This is a genomic window from Sphaerisporangium viridialbum (assembly GCF_049674955.1).
GTDB lineage: Bacteria > Actinomycetota > Actinomycetes > Streptosporangiales > Streptosporangiaceae > Sphaerisporangium > Sphaerisporangium viridialbum.
In genome coordinates this window covers 3,677,333-3,700,000 of sequence record NZ_CP187232.1, presented here as the reverse complement: position 1 = coordinate 3,700,000, position 22,668 = coordinate 3,677,333, and the positions used below count along the sequence as shown (strand labels likewise).

Here is a 22,668-nt window from a genome sequence, read left to right as displayed (position 1 = left end):
CGAGCGTTCGCTCCGGCAGCTCCTCCAGCGAGCCCTGGCCGAACAGCGCGCCCGATGCGGCGATCACCGCGGCGCACTCCTCCGCCCCGTGCAGCAGGGTCGTGAACTCCTCCGCCAGCGCCCGCTGCGCCTCACGGGCCGCAGGGCGGTCGGACGCGCTCTTCTCCAGCGCCTCGATCTCGTCCCTGGACCTGAAGCTGAAGATCTTCAGGAACTTCACGACGTCACGGTCGTCGGAGTTGAGCCAGAACTGGTAGAAGGCGTACGGCGAGGTCAGCTCGGGGTCGAGCCACACGGCGCCGCCGGCCGTCTTGCCGAACTTCGTGCCGTCGGCCTTGGTGATCAGCGGTACGGTCAGCGCGTGCACGTGGCCGCCCTCGACACGGCGGATCAGGTCGCACCCCGCCGTGATGTTGCCCCACTGGTCGCTGCCGCCGATCTGCAGCGTGCAGCCATGCCTGCGGTAGAGCTCCAGGTAGTCGTTGGCCTGCAGGATCTGGTAGCTGAACTCGGTGTAGCTCAGCCCCTCCCCCCCGAGGCGCGCCGAGACCGACTCGCGGGCGAGCATGCGGTTCACCGGGAAGTGCTTGCCGACGTCGCGGAGGAAGTCGATGGCCGACAGGCCGTGGGTCCAGTCGAGGTTGCTCACCAGGACGGAACCGGAGGACTCCGACAGGTCGATGAACTTCTCCACCTGGACGCGGATGCGCCGCACCCACTCGGCGACGACCTCGGCCGAGTTGAGCGACCGCTCCTCGCTCTTGCCGCTGGGGTCGCCGATGAGGCCGGTGGCTCCGCCGACCAGCCCGATGGCCCGGTGCCCTGCCCGCTGGATGCGGGTCAGCGTGAGGAGCGGGACGAGGTTGCCGACGTGCAGCGACGGTGCTGTGGGGTCGAACCCGCAATAGACCGTGATCGGACCCTCGGCCATCGCCACCCTCAGGGTGTCGATATCGGTGGACTGCGCGATCAGGCCGCGCCACGCAAGGTCATCGAGGATGTCGGTCACGATCCTGGCCTTCATGGTTGGTTCGACGGATACATGTACGGCTTTCGCCTTGCCTTACAGCCTGCCCGATCATCGCACCACTCCGCCACTTGAAAGCCGTTCCTCGTGATCACGATGGCGGGTCAGCTCGGACGCGTCTTGGGCACGTGCTTGCGGTACGGCGAGACGGTGGGGTCGCCGTCGATCCAGAAGCGCCAGGGGGTGTCCGCGGCGGTGGAGACGCCGGTGCGCGGGCCGGAGCGGACCAGCGCGGGGTCCACGGCGTCGCCTTCGAGGATCCGCAGGTCCAGGGAGCCCGAGCAGCAGTCGAGCCCGTTGTGCTCCCTGCCCACGCCCAGCGCCACGGCCAGTCGCGCGGGGCCGCGCGCCAGGTCGCGCTCGGGGATGGTCTGGCCGCGGCCGGTCAGCGGTGCGGCCGTACTGGGCCGGTGGCGGCGGGTGCGGGCGACCTCGGCCCCCTCGATCACCTCGCCGGCGCGCAGCAGCACCCCCGAGCCCATCCCCTCGGGCAGGCAGACGATGTTGGCGCAGAAGTGCATGCCGTACGTGAAGTAGACGTACAGGTGACCGGGCGGCCCGAACATGACGGAGTTGCGCGGGGTGCGCCCTCGGTAGGTGTGGGACGCGGGGTCCGCACCGGGCGGGCCGTACGCCTCCACCTCGGTCAGGCGCACCGCGACCGGCCCGTGCCGCAGGACCCGCCCGAGCAGGGCGGGCGCCACCTCCGGTGAGGGCCGGTCGAAGAACCGCCGGTCTAGGATCCGCTCGCCCACGCCGCCTGGCCGTCGACGATCTCCCGCAGGGCGGTCAGCTGGTCGCGGACGCGGTCGGGCGCGGTGCCTCCGTACGCCTTGCGCGAGGCGAGCGCGCCCTGGACGTTCAGCACGTCGAGGGTGCCCGGCACGCCGCCCTCGTCGCCGGGGACGGCCGGCCCGCCGGGGGTCCCCACGAAGTGCGGGGAGATCTTGGCGAGATCGTCCTCGGTGAGCTTCTCGAAGGTGGTGTCGTTGACCTGGCACCACACGACGAGGTGGCCGACCGCCTCGTGGGCGTCGCGGAACGGCACCCCCCTGCGCACCAGCAGCTCGGCCAGGTCGGTGGCCAGGGCGAAGCCGTCGGGCGCGGAGGACTCGAGGCGGGCGGTGTTCACCCGCATCGTGGAGACCAGGCCGGAGACGGCGGGCAGGACCAGCAGCAGGGTGTCGACCGAGTCGAACACCGGCTCCTTGTCCTCCTGCAGGTCGCGGTTGTAGGTGAGCGGCAGGCCCTTGAGGGTGGTCAGCAGCGTCATGAGGTTGCCGATGAGCCTGCCGGACTTGCCCCGGGCCAGCTCGGCGACGTCGGGGTTCTTCTTCTGCGGCATGATCGACGATCCGGTGGAGTAGGCGTCGTCCATCTCGATCCAGTGGAACTCCTGCGAGGCCCACAGGACGATCTCCTCGCCCAGCCGCGACAGGTGGACCCCGATCAGCGAGGCGCAGAACAGGAACTCGGCGGCGAAGTCGCGGTCGGCGACGGCGTCCATGGAGTTGGGCGCGGCGGAGTCGAAGCCCAGCTCCTCGGCGACCGCCTGCGGGTCCAGGGGCAGGGACGAGCCCGCGAGCGCGCCCGCGCCGAGCGGGGACACGGCCGCGCGCCGGTCCCAGTCGCGCAGCCGGTCGACGTCGCGGGCGATCGCGTGGACGTGCGCGAGAAGCTGGTGCCCGAACGACACCGGCTGGGCGTGCTGCAGGTGGGTCATGCCGGGGGCCGCGGTGGACGCGTGCTCCTCGGCCTGGCTCATCAGGGCCGTCTCCAGCTCGACGAGCCGCGACACGATGTAGCGGACGTGGTCGCGCAGGTAGAGCCGGAGGTCGGTGGCCACCTGGTCGTTGCGGCTGCGGCCGGCGCGCAGCTTGCCGCCGAGCGAGCCGAGACGCTCCAGTAGCCCGCGCTCGAGAGCGGTGTGCACGTCCTCGTCGGCCACGGCGGGCCGGAAGTCACCGGCCTTGCACGCCTGTTCGAGGTCGTCCAGGGCTCCGAGCATGCGCTCGAGCTCCGCCTCGCTCAGCAGCCCGGCGCGGTGGAGCACCCGGGCGTGCGCCCGTGACGCCAGCAGGTCGTACGGCGCGAGCCGCCAGTCGAACTGCACGCTGACCGACAGCCGTGTCAGCGCGTCCGCCGGACCGCCTTCGAACCTGCCACCCCAGAGCCGCATGGGCTTGCCACCCTCAGCCACCGTTCTCCTCTTCCCCAGTTCCAACGCTCAATCCGCGACCCTAGCCCAAATGGGCCTCGTCAGCCGAGACGACCGTCCCGGGCGGCGGCGATCTTGGAGGGAAGGCTCCAGAGCTGGACGAAGCCCTTTGCGAGCGACTGGTCGAACGCGTCGCCCGTGTCGTAGGTCGCCAGCGAGAAGTCGTACAGCGAAGCCTCGGAGCGGCGGCCGGTCACGACGGCCCGTCCGGCGTGCAGGGTCATGCGGATGTCGCCGGAGACGTACTTCTGCGCGTCGGCGATGAAGGTGTCGAGCGCGTCCTTGAGCGGGGAGAACCAGAGGCCGTCGTAGACCAGCTCGCCCCACCGCTGGTCGACCGAGCGCTTGAACCGGGCGAGGTCGCGCTCGACCGTGACGTTCTCCAGCTCCATGTGGGCGGTGATCAGGGCGATCGCGCCCGGAGCCTCGTACACCTCGCGGGACTTGATGCCGACGAGGCGGTCCTCGACCATGTCGAGCCGTCCGACGCCCTGGGCGCCGGCGCGCTGGTTGAGCTCGGCGATGATCTGGAACGGGGTGAGCGAACGCCCGTCCAGGGCCACGGGCACGCCCGCCTGGAAGGTGATGACGACCTCGTCGGCCTCGCGCGGCTGCGACGGGTCGGCGGTGTAGGAGTAGACGTCCTCGATCGGGGCGTTCCAGATGTCCTCCAGGAACCCGGTCTCGACGGCCCGGCCCCAGATGTTCTGGTCGATGGAGTACGGCGACTTCTTGTTGACGTCGATCGGCAGGCCCTTCTCCTCGGCGAAGGCGATGGCCTTGTCGCGGGTCCAGGCGTAGTCGCGGGCGGGGGCGATGACCTTCAGCGAGGGGTTCAGCGCGGCGAGGCCGGCCTCGAACCTGACCTGGTCGTTGCCCTTGCCGGTGCAGCCGTGCGACACGTGGGTGCCGTCGAACTCCTTGGCGGCGGCGGCCAGGTGCTTGACGATCAGCGGCCGGGACAGGGCGGAGACCAGCGGGTAGCGGTCCATGTAGAGGGCGTTGGCCTGGAGCGCCGGCACGCAGAAGTCGGCGGCGAACTCCTCGCGGGCGTCCACCACGACCGACTCGACGGCGCCGCAGTCGATGGCGCGCTTCCGGATGACCTCCATGTCCTCGCCGCCCTGGCCGACGTCGACGGCCACGGCGATGACCTCGGCGCCGGTCTGGTCGGCGAGGAAGGGGATGGCCACGGACGTGTCGAGGCCACCGGAGTAGGCGAGTACCACCCTGTCAGTCATTGCTCTGCTCTCCCAGGAAAAGGAATTTCGTAGTGGCTTGCGGGGAACGCCCGGTTCGCTCGGGTTCTGAAACTGGCCCGCATGATCGCGGGACGCCCGGCTCACACGGGCTGACTACGTCGATCGGTCAGTCTGAGCAGGGACTCCACGAGATGAGCCCCGCCCATGGGATCCCGGCTGATCACCAGGATCGTGTCGTCGCCGGCGACCGTGCCGAGGATCGCCTCCCAGTCGGCGTGGTCGAGCGCGGAGGCGAGGAACTGCGCGGCCCCCGGAGGGGTGCGCACGATCACGAGGTTCGCCGAGGCCTCGGCCGAGACCAGCAGCTCCTCGGCGACCCGTCGCAGCCGGGCAGCCGGGCTCTCGCCGGCGCCCATGCGGGTCAGCGGGATGCGCGCGCCTCCCTCGCCCGGCAGCGCGTACACCAGCGAGCCGTCGTCCGCCCGCAGCTTCAGCGCGCCCAGCTCGTCGAGGTCGCGCGAGAGCGTGGCCTGGGTGACCTCGACTCCGCTCTCGGCCAGCAGCCTGGCGAGCTCGGGCTGTGACTTGACCTTGTGGCGGTTCACCAGATCGGCGATCTTCGCGAGCCTTCCGGCCTTGGTCAGCGGGATGGTCATCGCGCCACCAGCCAGTGGAGCAGGGCCTTCTGGGCGTGCAGGCGGTTCTCCGCCTGGTCCCAGACTACGCTGCGCGGGCCGTCCAGCACCTCGGCGGTGATCTCCAGGCCGCGGTAGGCGGGCAGGCAGTGCAGCACCGTCGCGTCGGGGGCCGCCAGGCCGAGCAGCCCGGCGTTCAGCTGGTACGGCATGAGCGCGGCGACCCGCTCGTCCTTGCCGTCCTGGCCCATCGACACCCAGGTGTCGGTGGCCAGCACGTGGGCGCCGGCGGCGGCCACGGCCGCGTCCGACAGCACAGTGACCGACCCTCCGGCCGACGCGGCGATCTCGGCCGCGCGGTTGAGGATCAGCGGGTCCGGCTGGTACGCGGCGGGCGCGGCGACGCGGATGTGCATCCCCGCGGTGGCGCCGCCGAGCAGGTAGGAGTGGGCCATGTTGTTGGCGCCGTCGCCCAGGTAGGTGAGCGTCTGACCGGCGAGTGTGCCTCGCTTCTCCCGCACGGTGAGCAGGTCGGCGAGGATCTGGCAGGGGTGGAACTCGTCGGTCAGCGCGTTGACGACCGGCACCGACGACGCCGAGGCCATCGCCTCCACGCGCTCCTGGCCGAAGGTGCGCCACACGATCGCGGCGACCTGCCTTTCGAGGACGCGGGCGGTGTCCTCGATCGGCTCTCCCCTGCCCATCTGGGAGCTGCCCGCGTCGATGATCAGCGGCTGGCCGCCCAGCTCGGCGATGCCGACCGCGAACGAGATGCGGGTGCGGGTGGAGTGCTTGTCGAAGATCACCGCGACGGTCATCGGGCCCTCGAACGGACGGTAGCCGTACCGGTCCTTCTTCATGGCCTCGGCGAGGTCGAGCACCTCGGCCTGCTCCGCGGGGCTCAGGTCGTCGTCCCGCAGGAAGTGCCGGACTGCTCCCGGGGCGCCACCGTGCGGGCTCACGGGGCCACCTCCGCGAGGATCGCCGGGAAGGCCTGGAGGAAGGAGTCGACCTGCTCCGTGGTGATCAGGAGCGGCGGAGCGATGCGCACGGCGCCGGGCTGCACCGCGTTGACCAGGAACCCGGCCCGCTGGGCGGCGGCCTGGACGTCGGCGGCGCGGTCGGCGGTGAGCACGACGGCCAGCCAGAGCCCCCGGCCGCGCACCCCGGCCACCAGCGGATGGCCGATGGCGGCGATGCCGTCGCGGAGCCGCTGCCCGGTCGTGCGGACCTGGCCGAGCAGGCCGTCGCGGTCGATGGTGTCGATCACGGCCAGAGCCGCCGCCGCGGACACGGGGTTGCCGCCGAAGGTCGAGCCGTGGTCGCCCTTGGCGAAGAGCGTGCCCGCGTCGCCGAAGCCGACGCAGGCGCCGATCGGCATGCCGCCGCCCAGGCCCTTGGCCAGGGTCAGCACGTCGGGGACGATGCCGTCGTGCTGGTGGGCGAACCAGTGCCCGGTGCGGCCGATCGCCGACTGGATCTCGTCGAGCACCAGCAGCGCCCCGGCCGCGTCACAGATCTCGCGCGCGGCGGTGAAGTAGCCGGCCGGGGGCGGCACGACGCCCGCCTCGCCCTGCGTGGGCTCCAGGAACACCGCCACGCAGTCCTGGGTGATGGCCTGCTTGAGCGCGTCGGCGTCGCCGTACGGGACGAAGCGCACATCGAGCGGGAACGGCCCGAACTGGTCGCGGATGGAGGCCTTGCCGGTCAGCGAGAGCGCCCCGAGCGTGCGACCGTGGAAACCGTTGTCCGCGGCGATGAAGTACTTCCTGCCGGTGCTCCTGCCGTACTTGATGGCGAGCTTGAGCGCGCACTCGTTCGCCTCGGTGCCGGAGTTGGCGAGGAAGACGCGGCCCGGGGCCTTCAGCAGGCCGAGCAGGCGCTCGGCGAGCAGCACCTCGGGCTCGTTCACGAACAGGTTGGAGGTGTGCGCGAGCGTCGCCACCTGCCGGGACACGGCCTCCACCAGGGCGGGGTGCGCGTGGCCGAGCGAGCTGACCGCGATGCCCGCGATCAGGTCGAGGTAGCGCACGCCGTCCGCGTCCCAGAGGTAGGCTCCCTCGCCGCGTACCAGGGCCACGGGCGGGACCCCGTAGTTCGGCATGAACGCGGCCTCGAAGCGCTCCGTGAGCGACCCTGCGCCGGTCATGAGTCCACCTCGGGCACGACCATGGTTCCGATCCCCTCGTCCGTGAAGATTTCGAGCAGCACCGAGTGCGGCACCCTGCCGTCGAGCACGTGCGCCTGCGGCACGCCTCCGGTGACCGCCGTCAGGCAGGCCTCCATCTTGGGCACCATGCCGCTGGACAGGCCGGGCAGCAGCTTGGCGAGCTCTCCGGCCGTCAGCCGGCTGATCACCTCGGAGGCGGAGCCGTCCCCGGAGGCCGGCCAGTCGGCGTACAGGCCCTCGACGTCGGTGAGCACGACGAGCTTGCCGGCGTTCAGCGCGACCGCGAGCGCCGCGGCCGCGGTGTCGGCGTTGACGTTGTAGATCTCGCCGTCCTCGCCGCGCGCGATCGAGGACACCACAGGGATGCGCCCGTCGCCGAGCAGCGCCTGGACGGCTCCCGCCTCGACCCTGACGATCTCGCCGACCTGGCCGATGTCGACCTTCTCGCCGTCCACCTCGGCGTGCTTGCGCTCGGCGGTGAACAGGTGGGCGTCCTCGCCCGACATGCCGATGGCGAACGGGCCGTGGCGGTTGATCAGGCCGACGACGTCGCGGTTGACCTGGCCGACCAGCACCATGCGCACGACCTGCATCGCCTCGGGCGTGGTCACCCGGAGCCCGGCCGTGAAGCTGCTCTCGATGCCGAGCCTGTCGAGGTGGCGGTTGATCTGGGGACCGCCGCCGTGCACGACGACGGGCTTGAGGCCCGCGTGCAGCAGGAACACCATGTCGTCGGCGAAGCTCTCGCGCAGGCCCTGGTCGGCCATGGCGTGCCCGCCGTACTTGACGACGACGATCTGGCCGCGGAAGCGCTCGAGCCAGGGCAGGGCCTCGATGAGGACGGCCGCCTTGGCGTGCGCCTGGGGTCCCGCGCCGGGTGTCAGCCCCGCGCTCATGTCGAGTACGCCGAGTTCTCGTGGACGTACTCGGCGGTGAGGTCGGTGGTGTGGACGGTCGCGGAGTGCGGGCCGGCCGAGAGGTCGATCGTGATCGTCACGTCCCGGGGGCGCAGGTCGACCTTGGCGCGGTCGTCCCCGGCGGCGCCGCCCCGGCAGATCCAGATGCCGTTGATGGCGACGTTGAGCCGGTCGGGCTCGAAGACCGCGTCGGTGGTGCCGACGGCGGAAAGGACGCGGCCCCAGTTGGGGTCCTCGCCGTGGATGGCGCACTTGAGCAGGTTGGACCTGGAGACGGCCCTGCCGACGGTCACGGCGTCGTCCTCGCGGGCGGCGCCCACGACCTCGATCGCGATGGCCTTGGTGGCGCCCTCGGCGTCGACGAGGAGCTGCCTGGACAGGTCGGCGCAGACCTCGGTGACCTTCTTCTCGAACTCGGCCGGGTCGGGGCTCACGCCGGAGGCTCCACTGGCGAGCAGCAGCACGGTGTCGTTGGTCGACATGCAGCCGTCGGTGTCGAGCCGGTCGAACGTGACGCCGACGGCCCTGCGCAGCACCCGGTCGAGCTCCTCGGCCGGCACGTCGGCGTCGGTGGTGATCACGCTGAGCATGGTGGCCATGCCCGGCGCGAGCATGCCCGCGCCCTTGGCCATGCCGCCCACCATGTAGCCCTCTCCCCTGCGGAAGGAGATCTTGGTGACCGTGTCGGTCGTGCGGATCGCGTCGGCGGCGGCGAGACCGCCGTCCCTGGACAGCTGGGCGGCGGCGGTCTCGACACCGGGGAGCAGCAGGTCCATCGGCAACCGCTCGCCGATCAGCCCGGTGGAGCAGACCGCCACCTCACCGGCCGAGTCGCCGATGAGCTCGGCGACCTTCTCGGCGGTGGCGTGGGTGTCCTGGAAACCGTCGGGGCCTGTGCAGGCGTTCGCGCCGCCGGAGTTGAGGACGACCGCCCTCACCCTGCCGCCGGCGAGCACCTGCTGGGACCAGAGCACCGGGGCGGCCTTCACCCGGTTGCGGGTGAAGACCCCGGCGGCGGCCCGTGAGGGGCCGTCGTTGACGACGATCGCGACGTCGCGGGTATCACGTGACTTGAGGCCCGCGGCGACACCTGCCGCGCGGAAGCCGAGGGGTGCGGTGACGCTCACGCGTGCCCTCCTGGGATCCGTGTTGTCTGGCTGCGCTCGCTCACGGGGCGACTCCATTGAGGGGAAGGCCGAGTTCTTCTGCCAGGCCGAGGGCGAGGTTGGCGCTCTGGATGGCCCCGCCCGCGGTGCCCTTGGTCAGGTTGTCGATGGCGACGACGGCGACGACGCGCCCGGACCGCTCGTCGAGGGTCACCTGGAGCGCGGCGGTGTTGGCGCCGAGGGTCATGGCCGTCGCGGGCCAGGTGCCCTCGGGCAGCAGCCGCAGGAACGGCTCGTCCTTGACCGCCGCCTCGTACGCCTCGCGCAGCGCGGTCGCGGTGAGGCCGGGGACGGCGGGAGCGGTGCAGGTTGCGAGGATGCCCCTGCTCATCGGGGCCAGCATCGGGGTGAAGGAGACCTTCACCGGGCCTTCCGCGACCTTGGAGAGGTTCTGCGCGATCTCGGGGGTGTGGCGGTGGGTGCCGCCGACGCTGTAGGCGCTGACCGAGCCCATCACCTCGCTGCCGAGGAGGCTCGGCTTGGGCGACCTGCCGGCGCCGGAGGTGCCGCTGGCCGCGACCACCACGACGTCGGGCTGGGCGAGGCCCGCGGCGAACGCGGGGAACAGGGCGAGGGTGGCCGAGGTCGGGTAGCAGCCGGGCACGGCTATGCGCTTGGCGGTGCGCAGCAGGTCACGCTGGCCGGGCAGCTCGGGCAGCCCGTACGGCCAGGTGCCGGCGTGGGCGCCGCCGTAGAAGTGGGCCCACTCGGCGGCGTCCTCCAGCCGGAAGTCGGCGCCGCAGTCGACCACGAGCGTGTCGTCACCGAGCCGCTCGGCGACGGCGGCGGACTGGCCGTGCGGAAGGGCCAGGAAGACGACGTCGTGGCCCGCGAGGGTCTCGGCGGTCGTCTCCTCGATGACCCTGCCGGCCAGGGCGGGTAGGTGCGGCTGGTGCGCGGCGAGCGTGCCGCCCGCGCTCGAACCCGCCGTCAGCGCGCCGATCTCGATGGCGGGGTGGGCGAGGAGAAGGCGCAGCAGCTCGCCCCCGGCGTACCCGCTGGCTCCGGCGACCGCCGCCCTCATCGACCCACCTCGCATGTTCATGCACTCGCCCTCATGATTTCTATATAGAGAAAGTATGCACGCCCAAGCATCTTCATGCAAGCGAGCGTGCTCGGCGCGGCGGTCTGGAACGAGCCTCTGTTGTCCGTACCTACCGGTCGGTATCGTCACTTGGCAACGGCACCTACTCACCCCGGGAGTCACCGCGCATGACTGTCACGAACGACCAGGTCCAGGCACAACTCACCGGACCGGGCCAGCTCTTCGAGATGGACGAGGTCGAGATCCGCGGGACCAGGCTCCGGACCTGGAAGCACGCCCCGGCGACCTTCCGGGCCCTTCTGGAGAACAGCCGCTTCCACGGCGACAAGGTGTTCCTCGTGTACGAGGACGAGCGGATCACCTACGAGGAGCACTACCGGCGGGCGGCGACGCTGGCCGGGCGACTCGTCGAGGACTTCGGGGTGACCAAGGGCGACCGGGTCGCCATCGCCATGCGCAACTACCCCGAGTGGATCGTCGCGTTCTCGGCGACGCTCGCGATCGGGGCGATAGCCGTACCGCTCAACGCCTGGTGGACCACCCCTGAGCTGGAGTACGGCCTGACGGACTCGGGCGCCAAGGTCGCCGTCGTCGACGGCGAGCGCGCCGAGCGGCTGGCGGACACCGACGTCCCCCTGATCGTCACCCGCACCACCGGCGAGCTGCCCCCCGGGGCCCGGGAGTTCGCCGAGGTCCTCGGGGAGGTACGTGCCGGCGTGGCGCTGCCTGCCGTCGAGCTGGACGCCGAGGACCCGGCGACGATCTTCTACACGTCCGGGACGACCGGCCGTCCCAAGGGGGCGCTCGGCAGCCACCGCAACCTCGGCCAGTCGCCGATGACCGTCGCCTATGCCCTGCTGCGCAGCGTGGCCATGGCGGGCAAGGACCCGGCCTCGGCGGTGAGCACCCGGCGGATCACCCTGCTCTCGGTGCCGCTGTTCCACGTCACCGGCTGCTTCGCGGTCATGACCGCGACCATGTTCACCGGCGGCGGTCTGGTGCTGATGTACAAGTGGGACCCGGGGCTGGCACTTCAGCTCATCGAGCGCGAGCAGGTGACGATCCTCACCGGAGTCCCCACCAACGCCTGGCAGCTGCTGTCGCATCCGGACTTCGGCAAGTACGACATCTCCAGCCTCGGCGGGGTGAGCTACGGCGGCGCGCCGGCCCCGCCCAAGCTGCTTGAGCGCATCAACGACCAGCTGCCTCAGCGGCAGGCGTCCAACGGGTACGGCATGACGGAGACGACCGCGCTCGCGATCTACAACAGCGGGCCGACGTACCTGGCCAAGCCCGACAGCATCGGCCTGCCCCTGGCGGTCTGCGACGTGCGGATCTCCGACCCGCTCGGCAACGAGCTGCCAGTGGGCGAGGTGGGCGAGCTGTGCATGCGCGGCCCCAACGTGATCACGGGCTACTGGAACCGCCCGGACGCGACCGCGGAGACGTTCGTCAACGGATGGCTGCACACGGGCGACCTCGCGCGGGTGGACGAGGAGGGCTTCGTCTACATCGTCGACCGGGCCAAGGACATGGTCATCCGGGGCGGCGAGAACGTCTACTGCGCCGAGGTGGAGGCGGCCCTGTTCGAGCACCCCGCCATCGACGACGCGGCGGTCATCGGGATCCCGGACGACGAGCTCGGCGAGCAGGTAGGCGCGGTCGTCCGGCTCAAGCCCGGCGTGCCGGCGACCACGGAGGAGCTGCGGGAGTTCCTGCGGGGGGCGCTGGCCCCGTTCAAGATCCCGGTCCGCTTCTGGTTCCGCGACGCCGAACTCCCCCGCAACCCCGGCGGGAAAATCCTCAAAACCCACCTCCGCAAGGAGACCCTGGGCCTGTGAGGTCCCACGCAAGGAGACTCTCGGGCTCTGAAGTCCCACGAAGGAGGCGGCCGGCTCCCCGACGGATCTCCTTCTTCCGGTCCCTGGACGCGAGTGGTCAAGGGTTCGAGTCGTCTCGGCCGCACATACGTGAGAGGCCCTCCGGGATCATCCTGGAGAGCCTTTGTGATCCCCACCGCGCCGAAGAGTGTGGGTGTTCTGCCGGCGGTGTTGTTGGAGAGCAGGAACGGCTCACCCGCGCTGAAGGAGCAGGGAGACGAAACCGAGCACGCCTCTGTAGCCGTCGAGCCACATGTCGCGGTGCTCTCTCACTGCGGCGAGGGCCTGCTCACCGTCGGGGCCTGGATTGCCGGCCGCCCAGCGTGCCAGCGTGCCGGTCCACGACCACTCGTACTCGTCCCACTCGGCCAGGTCGCTCACGTGGGCGTAGACGGTCAGCCAGCCTTCGGACTCGGCGGCCTCCACCGTGCCCGCCAGGCCGGAGTATTCGCCGAGGACGTCGATGATCTCCGGAGCGGGGGGTCGTTCCCAGAAAGCCTCACCCACCAGCGCCAGCCCGCCAGGCCGTACGAACCGGGCCAGCCCGTCCATCGTCTCCTTCAAGCCGCCGAAGGCGTGGGTCGAACCCAGGCAGAGCACCAGATCGTACGGCTCGGAGGCGGAGAATTCCGCGGCGGGCATCGAGTGCAGCGAAAGCCGGTCGGACAGATCTCGCGCGCCGGCCGCCCGTTCCGCGGACGACAGGGCGTACGGCGAGATGTCCACACCGTCGGCCACGGCCGAGGGGACGAGCTCAAGCGCCCGAAGCGACCATTCGCCCTCGCCGCACCCGAGGTCGAGGATGCGGGCCCCCTCCGGCAGCGCCGCCCGGCGCAGCAACCGATCGAGGTTGGCCGCTGAGACGGGCGCGGCGATCGGGTGGTCGCGGTGGGCGATGGCACTGAGCAGTTGTCGATCCATGCCGTCCATCCTCCCGACGGGCGCAATCGATTTTGGGTCGGCCAACCGCTCTGGATCACGCCGCGCCGGGACGACGGCGCCTTCGGGTGATCTTCGGTCGGGCGTGCTCGGTGAGATCCAGGAAGATGACAGTTCTCACCCAGGGCCTGGGCCGTATGTCCGTCCTGACATGGGTCTGGACCAGGAAAATCGGTTGCCCAGTGGTCCCCCGCCCTCCACACTTGCCGCCTGTGTCCACCAGACCCGCGGGAACGCTCAAGACGCTGCTGCTCCGCCTCCGTATGGACGTGAGCCCGCTGCGCGAGTCCCGTGACTTCCGCCTGCTGCTCGGCTCTGGCGTGATCACGATGTTCGGCAGCGTGCTGACCATGGTCGCCGTGCCGTACCAGATGAAGCAGCTCACCGGCTCCTACGTCGCGGTCGGGCTGGTCAGCCTGGCGGAGTTCGTCCCGATGGTCGTGTGCGGGCTGTGGGGCGGGGCGATCGCCGACGCGCTCGACCGGCGCAAGATCGTCGTACTGTCCGAGGTCGGCCTCTGCCTCACCTCAATGCTCCTCATGGCGAACGCCCTCCTGCTCCCCCCGCAGGCGCAGATCCCCGTGCTGTACGTCGTGGCCGCGCTCTCCGCCGGCCTGTCCAGCCTGCGCGGGCCCAGCGAGCAGGCGATCATCAATCGGGTGCTCAAGCTCGACCAGATGGGCGCGGCCTTCGCCATCCAGGGCCTCGCCCGTAACGCCGGGATGATCGTGGGCCCGGCCATCGGCGGGGTCATCGTGGTGACCTTCGGCCCCGCGACCTCCTACGGCGTCGACATCGTCTCGTTCCTGCTGTCGCTGGTCCTGCTGGTCCGGGTGAGGCCGGTCACCGTCGCCAGCGACGTCGCCCCGGCCTCGCTCAACTCGATGATGGAAGGGGTCAGGTACGCCGTCGGGCGGCCCGACCTGATGGGCACCTACCTGGTCGACATCGCCGCCATGGTGTTCGCGTTCTCCAACGCGCTGTTCCCGTTCCTCGCCGACGACCTGCACGCCACCAAGGCCCTCGGCCTGCTGTACGCCGCGGGAGGCATCGGCTCGGTCATCGCCTCGGCCACCTCCGGCTGGACCAGCCACGTCCACCGCCACGGCCGGGCCGTCATCATCTCCGCCACCCTGTGGGGCGCCGGAGTCACCGTCGCCTCCGTCATGCCCAACATCTGGCTGGTCGCGGTCTTCCTGGCCGTCGCCGGAGGCGCCGACATGATCAGCGGCGTGTTCCGGGGCATCATCTGGAACCAGACCATCCCCGACGAGTACCGCGGCCGGCTGGCCGGCATCGAACTGCTGTCCTACTCCACCGGCCCCATGCTCGGCGACGCCCGGGCCGGGTTCCTGGCCCAGGCGGGCGGCACCCGCTTCTCCCTGGGCATCGGCGGCCTGCTGTGCATGGGCGCGGTCGCCGCCATGGCGGCCGTACTGCCCAAGTTCCGCGCCTACGACGCCCGCACCGACGAACACGCCCTCGCCGAACGCACCCGCCGCCAGGAATCCGCGATCTAACTGATCCCTGGCCCGGGCTGGAGTCCGTCGATCTCCGCGAGGTCGGACGGACCGCTGGTGCTCAGGTGGCGCTTTCGGTGACGCCGAGCTCCGATCGCGCGAAGGCCACGAGGTCGGCGTCGCACACCGCCCATCGCCTGCCTTTCCAGACAACCGACCAGCGAGCCTCCGCGTGGTGGTCGGACCAGAAGCACCTGCCATCGCGGCCCTTGGTGCCCGCGGCGTGGAGTGCGGGATCGTAAGGCTGAACCATCAGAACTCCCCCGTCCGGCCAGGTCACCCTCTCGTAGAACGCCATGACGTACCGGCCCTTCCGGAGATAGCCGCTGATACCGGGCCCCAATGGTAGCGACGGCAGGGCGTTCCCACAGGGACAAGCCGAGGCTTGCTAGTGCTCCCGCAGGATCCGCCGGGCGGCCACCGAGACCCGGGTCGCGGTGCACCTTGAATGCCAACCAGCATGGACGACGCACCCGAGAAGGACACCCCTCTATGCGTTGACGAGCGAGTTCACCCAGAAGCGTTCGCCGTACCGGTAACCGCTTCTCGCGTGGCGCCGGTCCCCGGCCGTCACCGTCTTCTGTCGGTGACCGTGAACTCGGCCGGCTTCTCACACGACGAGCCCACCCCAGCCGCACTTTTCTCGCACCCCTTCGTTCCGGCGGGTTGTGGTGGTGCACGTCAGGGTGGGTTTTTGTGACTCGCGTTGTGACCGGAAGTCATTTCTGGGGCGGGTGATTATCACATCGGCCATTGATCCGGTGTTGGTGCGAGCGTATGGTCCTCCCAACATCCGAGTACGCCTCATGTTTTGGGGGTTCTCTACATGCACGCACGTCTCCGGCGGACGATCACCGCGGCCTCCGCGCTGGTGATCCTCGCGCTGGCATCCCCCGTCGTGCCCGCATCGGCCGCCACTTACACCGCCGACGACTACTGCCTCGGCGAGTGCGCGGACGTGTTGCCGCCGGGCCAGAACGGCAACGCGACCCTGGTCGAGATCCTGGCCAACCAGTCACTGGGCACGATGCCACGGCACAGCAACGACCAGCTGGGCAAGTACGCCGGCCTCATCTCGGGATACACCGGGCTGACCGACGACCAGATCACCACGTTCTTCAACGACAGCTCGTTCGGCGTGCCGGCCGGGCAGGTCGAGAGCACCACGAGCCCCAGGTCGGACGTGACGATCGTCCGCGACAAGGCCACCGGCGTGCCGCACGTCACCGGGACGACCCGGGAAGGCACGATGTTCGGCGCCGGGTACGCGGGCGCGCAGGACCGCCTGTGGCTGATGGACCTGATGCGGCACGTCGGCCGTGGCGAGCTGACGCCGTTCGCCGGCGGCGCGCCCGGCAACCGCGCGCTCGAGCAGAGCGTCTGGCGGAACTCCCCCTACACCGAGGCGGACCTGCAGGCGCAGATCAACCGGCTCAGGGACTCAAGCGCCCGCGGCGCACAGCTCTACACCGACGTGCAGAACTACGTGAGCGGCATCAACGCCTACATCGGCTACTGCATGGCGAACCGGAACTGTCCCGGCGAGTACGTCCTGACCGGCCACCTCGACGCGATCACCAACGCGGGCGGGCCGCAGGCCTTCACCATGACCGACCTGATCGCGGTATCCGGAGTGATCGGCGGGCTGTTCGGCGGAGGCGGCGGCGCGGAGATGCAGTCCGCGCTCGCGCGCGTCGCGGCCCGGGCCAAGTACGGCACGACGACCGGCGACCAGGTCTGGGCGGCCTTCCGGTCGCAGAACGACCCCGAGGCCACGCTGACCCTGCACAACGGCCAGAGCTTTCCCTCGGGGAACGCGCCCGGAGGCGCCACCGGGGTCGTCCTGCCCGACGCGGCGACGACGGCGCCGGTGGACATCACCGAGAACGAGTCGGGATCGGCCACCACCTCCACCTCGTCCGCCAAGGGCGTGCTGGACGGGCTGCTCGTCGACAACTCCAAGCCGAGCATGTCCAACGCCGTGGTGGTGTCGGCCGCCAAGTCGAAGTCCGGGCATCCGGTGGCCGTCTTCGGCCCCCAGACCGGCTACTTCGCCCCGCAGCTGCTCATGCTGGAGGAGCTGTCGGGACCCGGCATCCGGGCACGCGGGGCGGCCTTCGCCGGGCTCAACCTCTACGTGCTGCTCGGACGGGGCACGGACTACGCCTGGAGCGCCACCTCGTCGGGCCAGGACATCACCGACACCTACGCGCTGCAACTGTGCGACCCGGGCGGCGGCACGGTGACCTCGGCGTCGAACTACTACATGTACCACGGCACCTGCACCGCGATGGAGACGCTGAAGAAGACCAACTCGTGGAAGCCCACCGTCGCCGACGGCACCACCGCCGGTTCGTACGACCTGGTGATGAAGCGCACGAAGTACGGTCTGGTGACCTGGCGCGGCACCGTCAACGGGCAGCCCACCGCCTTCACGGCTCTGCGCTCGACCTACCAGCACGAGGCCGACTCGGCGGTCGGGTTCCAGATGTTCAACGACCCGGCCCAGATGGGTGACGCCGCGGCGTTCAGGAACTCCGCCTCCACCATCGGCTTCGCGTTCAACTGGTTCTACGTGAACTCCTCCGACGCGGCGTACTTCATGTCGGGCAACAGCCCGGTCAGGTCGGCGGTCTCCGACCCGAACCTCCCGATGACGGCCGACGCCGCCCACGAATGGGCGGGGTACGACCCGGCCACCAACTCCGCGACCTATACGGCTCCCGCGACCCACCCGCAGACGTCCAACCAGGACTACCTGGTCAGCTGGAACAACAAGCAGGCCAATGACTACGGCGCCGCGGACGGCAACTTCAGCTTCGGGCCGGTCCATCGGGTCGACCTGCTCGACGCGCCGGTCAAGGCGGCCCTGGCGGGGTCGGGCAAGCTCGACCGGGCCGGCACCGTCAAGATCATGGCAGAGGCCGCGACGACCGACCTGCGCGGCAAGGAGGTGCTGCCGCACCTGCTCCGGGTGATCAACAGCGCGGCCGTGACCGACCCGGCGCTCGCCTCGGCGGTGTCCAAGCTGTCCGCGTGGGCCTCGGGCGGGGCCAGGCGCCTGGAGACCTCGCCGGGCAGCAAGACGTACGCGGACGCCGACGCCATCCGCGCGTTCGACGCGTGGTGGCCGAAGCTCGTCCAGGCGGAGTTCAAGCCCGGACTGGGCGACGGCCTGTACCAGTCGCTGGTCAACACCCTGCAGATCAACGAATCCCCGTCCGGCCATCAGCAGGGCGACCTCTCCAGCCTGCCCGGCTCGGCGAACGAGGCCCAGGCGCACAAGGGCTCGGCGTTCCAGTACGGCTGGTGGGGTTATGTGAGCAAGGACATCCGCTCGGTGCTGGGCGACCCGGTCGCCGGTCCGCTGGCCCAGAAGTACTGCGGGAACGGGACCGTGGCCGACTGCCGCACGGTGCTGCTGAACAGCCTGTCGGCGGCGCTCACAGAACCCGCGACGACCACCTACCCGGCGGACGACGTGTGCTCGGCGGGCGACCAGTGGTGCGCGGACGCCATCCAGCACTCACCGCTGGGCGGGGTCAAGCAGTCGCTGATCTCCTGGCAGAACCGGCCGACCTACCAGCAGGCCGTGTCCTTCCCCGCCCACCGGGGCGACCCGATCACCAACCTCGCGACCGGAGGGTCCGCGAGCGCGTCCAGCATGCAGATCCTCCCGCCCTACCCGGCGAGCAGGGCGATCGACGGCGACCCGACGACCCGCTGGGCGAGCGCGTCCAGCGACAACCAGTATCTCCAGGTGGATCTCGGCTCCGCCAAGACCGTGGCCCGGACGGTGCTGCGCTGGGAGGCCGCCTACGGCGCCGCGTACTCGATCCAGACCTCCGCCAACGGCTCGACCTGGACCACGGTCTACTCCACCACCACCGGGAACGGCGGCGTGGACAACGTGACCTTCAGCCCCACGACCGCCCGCTATGTCCGCATGCAGGGCGTGACACGCGGCACCTCGTACGGCTACTCCCTGTACGAGATGGAGGTGTACTCCAAGTAGTGGGGTGAAAGAAGAATGGCGGTGGAGTGATCCACCGCCATTCGGCCACTCCTGACTGGAGTGATCCACCGCCATTGGGCCCGTCCCCACCGGCGCCGGGCAAAGTCCGGCGCCGATGGGGCGCGTGCTAGGCGCTGCGCAGGTGGGCGCCCGTGCGCTCGGCGGCCAGGGCCACGGCCGCGTCGCGGGCCGCGGTGGTCTCCTCCACGATCAGCGTGCGGTCGGGGGCGCGGAAGCGCAGGCTGTACGCCAAGGATTTCTTGCCCTCGCCCACCTGGGATCCGGTGTAGACGTCGAACAGCCGGATCGACTCCAGCAGCGTGCCCGCCCCCGCGCGCAGGGCCGCCTCGACCTCGGCGACCGGGACTCCGGCCGGGACGACGAGCGCGACATCCTGCGTGGCGACGGGGTACGCCGAGACCGGCTGGGCCTGCGCCGCGCCGGGCAGGGCGGATTCGAGGACGCTGAGCTCCAGCTCCATCGCGCAGGTGCGGGCCGGCAGGCCGTACGCCTCGATGACGCGCGGGTGCAGCTCACCGGCGTGGCCGAGCAGCGTCTCCCCCACGTGCAGCGCCGCGCACCGGCCCGGGTGCCACGGCTCGTGCCGGTCGGCGCTGACGGTGATCTCGACGCCGGCCTCCTGTGCGACCACGCGCGCCGCCTCGACGGCGTCGGCCCAGCTCGCCGGGCGGCCCGCGCCCCACCAGCCGGACCGGTCGTGCTCGCCGGACAGCACGACGGCCAGCCGAAGCGGCTGCCGGGGAATGGCGGACGCGATGGTGGCCAGCTCGTCGTCGGTGGGCCGGCGGTCGACGCCGAGCACCGGCGCCTTCGCCGGGGCGCCCGGCTCGGGACGGTAGACCAGACCGGACTCGAACAGGGCCAGGTCGCCGAACCCCCGGCCGACGTTGCGCACCAGGGTCTTGAGCAGCCCCGGCAGCAGCGTGGTGCGCATCAGCGGCTCGTCCTCGCTGATCGGGTTGGCCAGGCGTACGGCCCGGCGCCGCGCGTCATCGGCGGGCAGCTGGAGGCCGTCGAGGTCGCGCACCCCTATGAACGGGTAGGCGAGCGTCTCGACGTAGCCGGCGGCGGCCATCGCGCGGCCGACGCGGCGGCGCAGCCGCTGGGCCTCGGTGAGGCCCGCCCCCGCGGGAGCGGCGGGCAGCACCGACGGGAGCCGCTCGTACCCTTCGAGCCGGATGACCTCCTCGGCGAGGTCGTTGGGGTCGGTCAGGTCGGGACGCCACGAGGGCGGCGTCACCGTGAGCAGCTCGGCCGGATCGGGCCTGCCCGGACTTTCGAGGACATCGGCCGGGACGGCCGAGGGCGCCTCGGCACCATCGTGCCCGGCGACCGCGCTCTCGGCGACCACCGTGCATCCGACCTGCTCCAGGCGGTGGACGACCGCGTCGCGCCCGTAGGCGATGCCCGCCACCCGGTCGGGGTGGTCGGCCGGAATGGTGATCGTGGCGGGTTCGACGTCGACGAAGGCGTGGGTGACCCCGGCGTCCGCGGTGCCGCCGCCGAACGCGACCAGCAGCTGCACCGCGCGCCAGGAGGCGTACAGGGGCAGCTCGCGGTCGACGCCGCGCTCGAAGCGGCGCGACGCCTCGCTCACCAGGTTGTGACGGCGTGACATGCGGGCCGTGCCGGTGGCCGAGAAGTGGGCCGCCTCGATGACCAGGTCGGTCGAGGCGTCGGAGATCTCGGTCTCCAGCCCGCCCATCGTGCCGGCCATCGAGATCGCGCCCGAGGAGTCGGTGATCAGGATGTCCTCGGGGTCGAGCTTGCGCACGACGTGGTCGAGGGTCTCCAGCGTCTCGCCCGGCTCGGCCCTGCGGACCACGACGGGACCGCTCAGCTTGGACCGGTCGAAGGCGTGCAGCGGCTGGCCCAGCTCGATCATCAGGTAGTTGGTGACGTCGACGGCCAGCGAGACCGGCCGCATGCCCGCGCGCGCCAGGCGGACCTGCATCCACATGGGCGTTTCGGCGGAGGGGTCGAACCCGGAGACCGAGCGCAGCACGAACCGGTCGCACGCCGAGGGGTCGGCGATCGACGCCGGGTGGGCCTCCTCGGTGAAAGTGGGCGGCTCGACGTCGGCCGGGTCGCGCCAGGGCACGCCGAAGGCGGTGGCGGTCTCGCGGGCGATGCCCCGGATCGACAGGGCGTACCCCCGGTCGGGGGTGATCTCCAGCTCGATGACGTCGTCGCGCAGGCCCAGCAGCTCGACCACGTCGGCGCCGAGATGGGTGTCGGCGGGCAGGATCAGGATGCCGCTGTGGTCCTCGCCGATGCCGAGCTCGCGCGCCGAGCAGATCATGCCGTCGGACACGTGGCCGTAGGTCTTGCGGGACCCGACCTCGAACCCGCCGGGCAGCACGGCCCCCGGGAGCGCCACCGCCACGCGGTCGCCGACCGCGAAATTGGTGGCGCCGCAGATCACCCAGCGAGGCGCGGCCTCGCCGACCTCGACCGAGCAGTAGCGGATGGGCTTCTTGAAGCCGGTGAGCTCCTCGATGGAGAGCACCTCGCCGACGACGACGTTCTTGATGTCGCCGCCGACGGACTCGATGGACTCCAGCTTGAGGCCGGCCGCGGTGAGCTTGTCGGCGACCTCGTGGGCGGTGACGGCGGGCAGGTCGACGTACTCCCGCAGCCAGGAGAGCGGGAACTTCATCAGACCTCCATACCGAAGGGGAGCGTGAAGCGCACGTCTCCCTCGACCATGTCTCGCATGTCCTCGGCGTTGTGGCGGAACATCAAGGTCCGCTCGACGCCCATGCCGAAGGCGAACCCGCTGTAGCGCTCGGGGTCGACGCCGCAGGCCACCAGCACGCGGGGGTTGACCATGCCACAGCCGCCCCACTCGATCCAGCCCTCGGACTTGCAGGTGCGGCAGGGCGGGTTGCCCGGGACGGCCGAAGCGCCCCGGCAGACGAAGCACCGGAGATCCATCTCGGCCGACGGCTCGGTGAACGGGAAGTAGTTGGGCCGGAACCGGGTCTTGATGCCCTCGCCGAACATGACCTCGGCGAACCGGTCGAGCGTGCCCTTCAGATGGGCCATCGTCAGCCCCTCGTCGACCGCCAGGCCCTCGATCTGGTGGAACACCGGGGTGTGGGTGGCGTCGAGCTCGTCGGTGCGGAAGGTCTTGCCGGGCGAGATGACGTACACCGGGAGCTCGCGCGAGAGCAGCGCGCGGATCTGCACCGGGGAGGTCTGCGTGCGCAGGACAAGGCCGGAGTCGACCGACTCCACGAAGAACGTGTCGTGCTCGGAGCGGGCCGGGTGGTCGGGCGCGATGTTGAGGGCGTCGAAGTTGAACCACTCGCCCTCCAGCTCGGGCCCCTCGGCCACCTCGTAGCCCATGGCGACGAACGCGTCGGCGATGCGCTCCTGCAGCGTCGTCAGCGGGTGCCTCGCCCCCCTTGGCACGCGGTCCCAGGGCAGGGTGACGTCGACGGCCTCCTCGACCAGGACGCGCTCGTCGCGCTCGGCCGTGAGCACGGCCTGCCGGGCGGCGAGGGCCTCGCCGATGGCCTTGCGAGCCCCGCCGATGCGCTTGCCCGCCTCGGAACGGGCCTGGGGCGGCAGCGCGCCGATCTCGCGGTTGGCCAGCGCGATCGGGGACCGGTCGCCGGAGTGCGCCAGCCGCACTTGCTTGAGTTCGTCGAGGTCGGCGGCCGCGTCGATGGCGGCCACGGCTTCCGCCTCCATGCGCGCCACCTCGTCGGCGTGCAACGGCGTCACCTCGACCGGGTCATAGGTGTTCGACAAGAGAGAGCTCCGTATCCAGGGCTTGAGCGGGCACGAGTCTAGTCCGTCCAGAGTGGCGAACCGGCCGGGGGCGAAGGGCTGTGGACAACCTCCCGCGCGCCGTCGCCGGATGTGATCGAAGCCGTTTCGATCACATGCGGGACGCGGGCGGGAA

The 22,668-nt window shown here is 70.9% G+C and carries 17 protein-coding genes (1 of these 17 running past the window's edge); 3 read left to right on the top strand and 14 right to left on the bottom strand.

All coding sequences use genetic code 11. The annotated features are described in order from the left end of the window. The 10 genes from tyrS to argC all read right to left on the bottom strand — a co-directional run. Positions 1-1,009 carry the 5' portion of a tyrosine--tRNA ligase gene (gene tyrS, locus ACOZ38_RS16265; RefSeq protein ID WP_424537023.1) on the bottom strand. The gene continues 260 nt to the left of window position 1, outside the view, so 1,009 of the gene's 1,269 nt are visible here — the first part of the coding sequence; its start codon is at positions 1,007-1,009; its stop codon lies off the left edge, out of view. Positions 1,010-1,131: 122 nt separating this feature from the next. Beyond that, complete coding sequence (locus tag ACOZ38_RS16260) at positions 1,132-1,782, bottom strand: DNA-3-methyladenine glycosylase (RefSeq protein ID WP_424531549.1); 651 nt, start codon at positions 1,780-1,782, stop codon at positions 1,132-1,134. After that, positions 1,764-3,206 carry an argininosuccinate lyase gene (gene argH, locus ACOZ38_RS16255; RefSeq protein WP_424537022.1) on the bottom strand — a complete coding sequence of 481 codons (1,443 nt, stop codon included), beginning with the start codon at positions 3,204-3,206 and terminating at the stop codon, positions 1,764-1,766. The genes ACOZ38_RS16260 and argH overlap by 19 nt, the downstream gene beginning before the upstream one ends. 80 nt (positions 3,207-3,286) lie before the next feature. Next, the gene (locus ACOZ38_RS16250; RefSeq protein WP_405147703.1) at positions 3,287-4,486 is read right to left on the bottom strand and encodes an argininosuccinate synthase; all 1,200 of its coding nucleotides are present in this window, start codon (positions 4,484-4,486) and stop codon (positions 3,287-3,289) included. 101 nt (positions 4,487-4,587) lie between these two features. Next, the gene (locus tag ACOZ38_RS16245; RefSeq protein WP_424531547.1) at positions 4,588-5,103 is read right to left on the bottom strand and encodes an arginine repressor; all 516 of its coding nucleotides are present in this window, start codon (positions 5,101-5,103) and stop codon (positions 4,588-4,590) included. After that, the gene (argF, locus tag ACOZ38_RS16240; RefSeq protein WP_424531545.1) at positions 5,100-6,044 is read right to left on the bottom strand and encodes an ornithine carbamoyltransferase; all 945 of its coding nucleotides are present in this window, start codon (positions 6,042-6,044) and stop codon (positions 5,100-5,102) included. Before argF ends, ACOZ38_RS16245 begins: the two co-directional genes overlap by 4 nt. Further along, positions 6,041-7,231: an acetylornithine transaminase gene (locus ACOZ38_RS16235; RefSeq protein WP_424531543.1), complete on the bottom strand. Its 1,191-nt coding sequence runs from the start codon at positions 7,229-7,231 to the stop codon at positions 6,041-6,043. Before ACOZ38_RS16235 ends, argF begins: the two co-directional genes overlap by 4 nt. Continuing rightward, positions 7,228-8,148, bottom strand: coding sequence for an acetylglutamate kinase (gene argB / locus ACOZ38_RS16230; protein ID WP_424531541.1), 921 nt, complete (start codon positions 8,146-8,148; stop codon positions 7,228-7,230). Before argB ends, ACOZ38_RS16235 begins: the two co-directional genes overlap by 4 nt. Beyond that, entirely contained in the window at positions 8,145-9,296 is a 1,152-nt protein-coding gene (gene argJ, locus ACOZ38_RS16225; RefSeq protein WP_424531540.1) for a bifunctional glutamate N-acetyltransferase/amino-acid acetyltransferase ArgJ, read from the bottom strand. The genes argB and argJ overlap by 4 nt, the downstream gene beginning before the upstream one ends. A 40-nt stretch (positions 9,297-9,336) precedes the next feature. Next, positions 9,337-10,359: an N-acetyl-gamma-glutamyl-phosphate reductase gene (gene argC / locus ACOZ38_RS16220; protein ID WP_424531538.1), complete on the bottom strand. Its 1,023-nt coding sequence runs from the start codon at positions 10,357-10,359 to the stop codon at positions 9,337-9,339. A 188-nt stretch (positions 10,360-10,547) separates the two neighbouring features. Between argC and ACOZ38_RS16215 the strand changes: the two genes are divergently transcribed. Then, a complete protein-coding gene (locus tag ACOZ38_RS16215) occupies positions 10,548-12,221 on the top strand; it encodes a class I adenylate-forming enzyme family protein (RefSeq protein ID WP_424531536.1) in 1,674 nt (557 codons plus the stop codon). A gap of 231 nt (positions 12,222-12,452) precedes the next feature. Here the strand turns inward: ACOZ38_RS16215 and ACOZ38_RS16210 are convergent, their stop codons facing one another. Further along, complete coding sequence (locus ACOZ38_RS16210; protein ID WP_424531534.1) at positions 12,453-13,181, bottom strand: SAM-dependent methyltransferase; 729 nt, start codon at positions 13,179-13,181, stop codon at positions 12,453-12,455. A 230-nt stretch (positions 13,182-13,411) separates the two neighbouring features. Between ACOZ38_RS16210 and ACOZ38_RS16205 the strand changes: the two genes are divergently transcribed. Beyond that, the gene (locus ACOZ38_RS16205) at positions 13,412-14,719 is read left to right on the top strand and encodes an MFS transporter (protein ID WP_424531533.1); all 1,308 of its coding nucleotides are present in this window, start codon (positions 13,412-13,414) and stop codon (positions 14,717-14,719) included. A gap of 61 nt (positions 14,720-14,780) precedes the next feature. Here the strand turns inward: ACOZ38_RS16205 and ACOZ38_RS16200 are convergent, their stop codons facing one another. Beyond that, positions 14,781-14,972 (bottom strand): hypothetical protein, encoded by a 192-nt coding sequence (locus ACOZ38_RS16200; protein WP_424531531.1) that lies wholly within the window; start codon positions 14,970-14,972, stop codon positions 14,781-14,783. A 573-nt stretch (positions 14,973-15,545) separates the two neighbouring features. On the opposite strand from ACOZ38_RS16200, the gene ACOZ38_RS16195 reads away from it, so the two are divergent. Further along, on the top strand, positions 15,546-18,734 hold the full coding sequence (locus ACOZ38_RS16195) for a penicillin acylase family protein (RefSeq protein ID WP_424531529.1): 3,189 nt from the start codon (positions 15,546-15,548) through the stop codon (positions 18,732-18,734). A gap of 127 nt (positions 18,735-18,861) precedes the next feature. On the opposite strand, the gene ACOZ38_RS16190 is transcribed toward ACOZ38_RS16195, so the two are convergent. Next, entirely contained in the window at positions 18,862-21,414 is a 2,553-nt protein-coding gene (locus tag ACOZ38_RS16190) for a phenylalanine--tRNA ligase subunit beta (RefSeq protein ID WP_424531528.1), read from the bottom strand. After that, positions 21,414-22,454 carry a phenylalanine--tRNA ligase subunit alpha gene (gene pheS / locus ACOZ38_RS16185; protein WP_424537021.1) on the bottom strand — a complete coding sequence of 347 codons (1,041 nt, stop codon included), beginning with the start codon at positions 22,452-22,454 and terminating at the stop codon, positions 21,414-21,416. The genes ACOZ38_RS16190 and pheS overlap by 1 nt, the downstream gene beginning before the upstream one ends. Between the last annotated feature and the right edge of the window lie 214 nt (positions 22,455-22,668).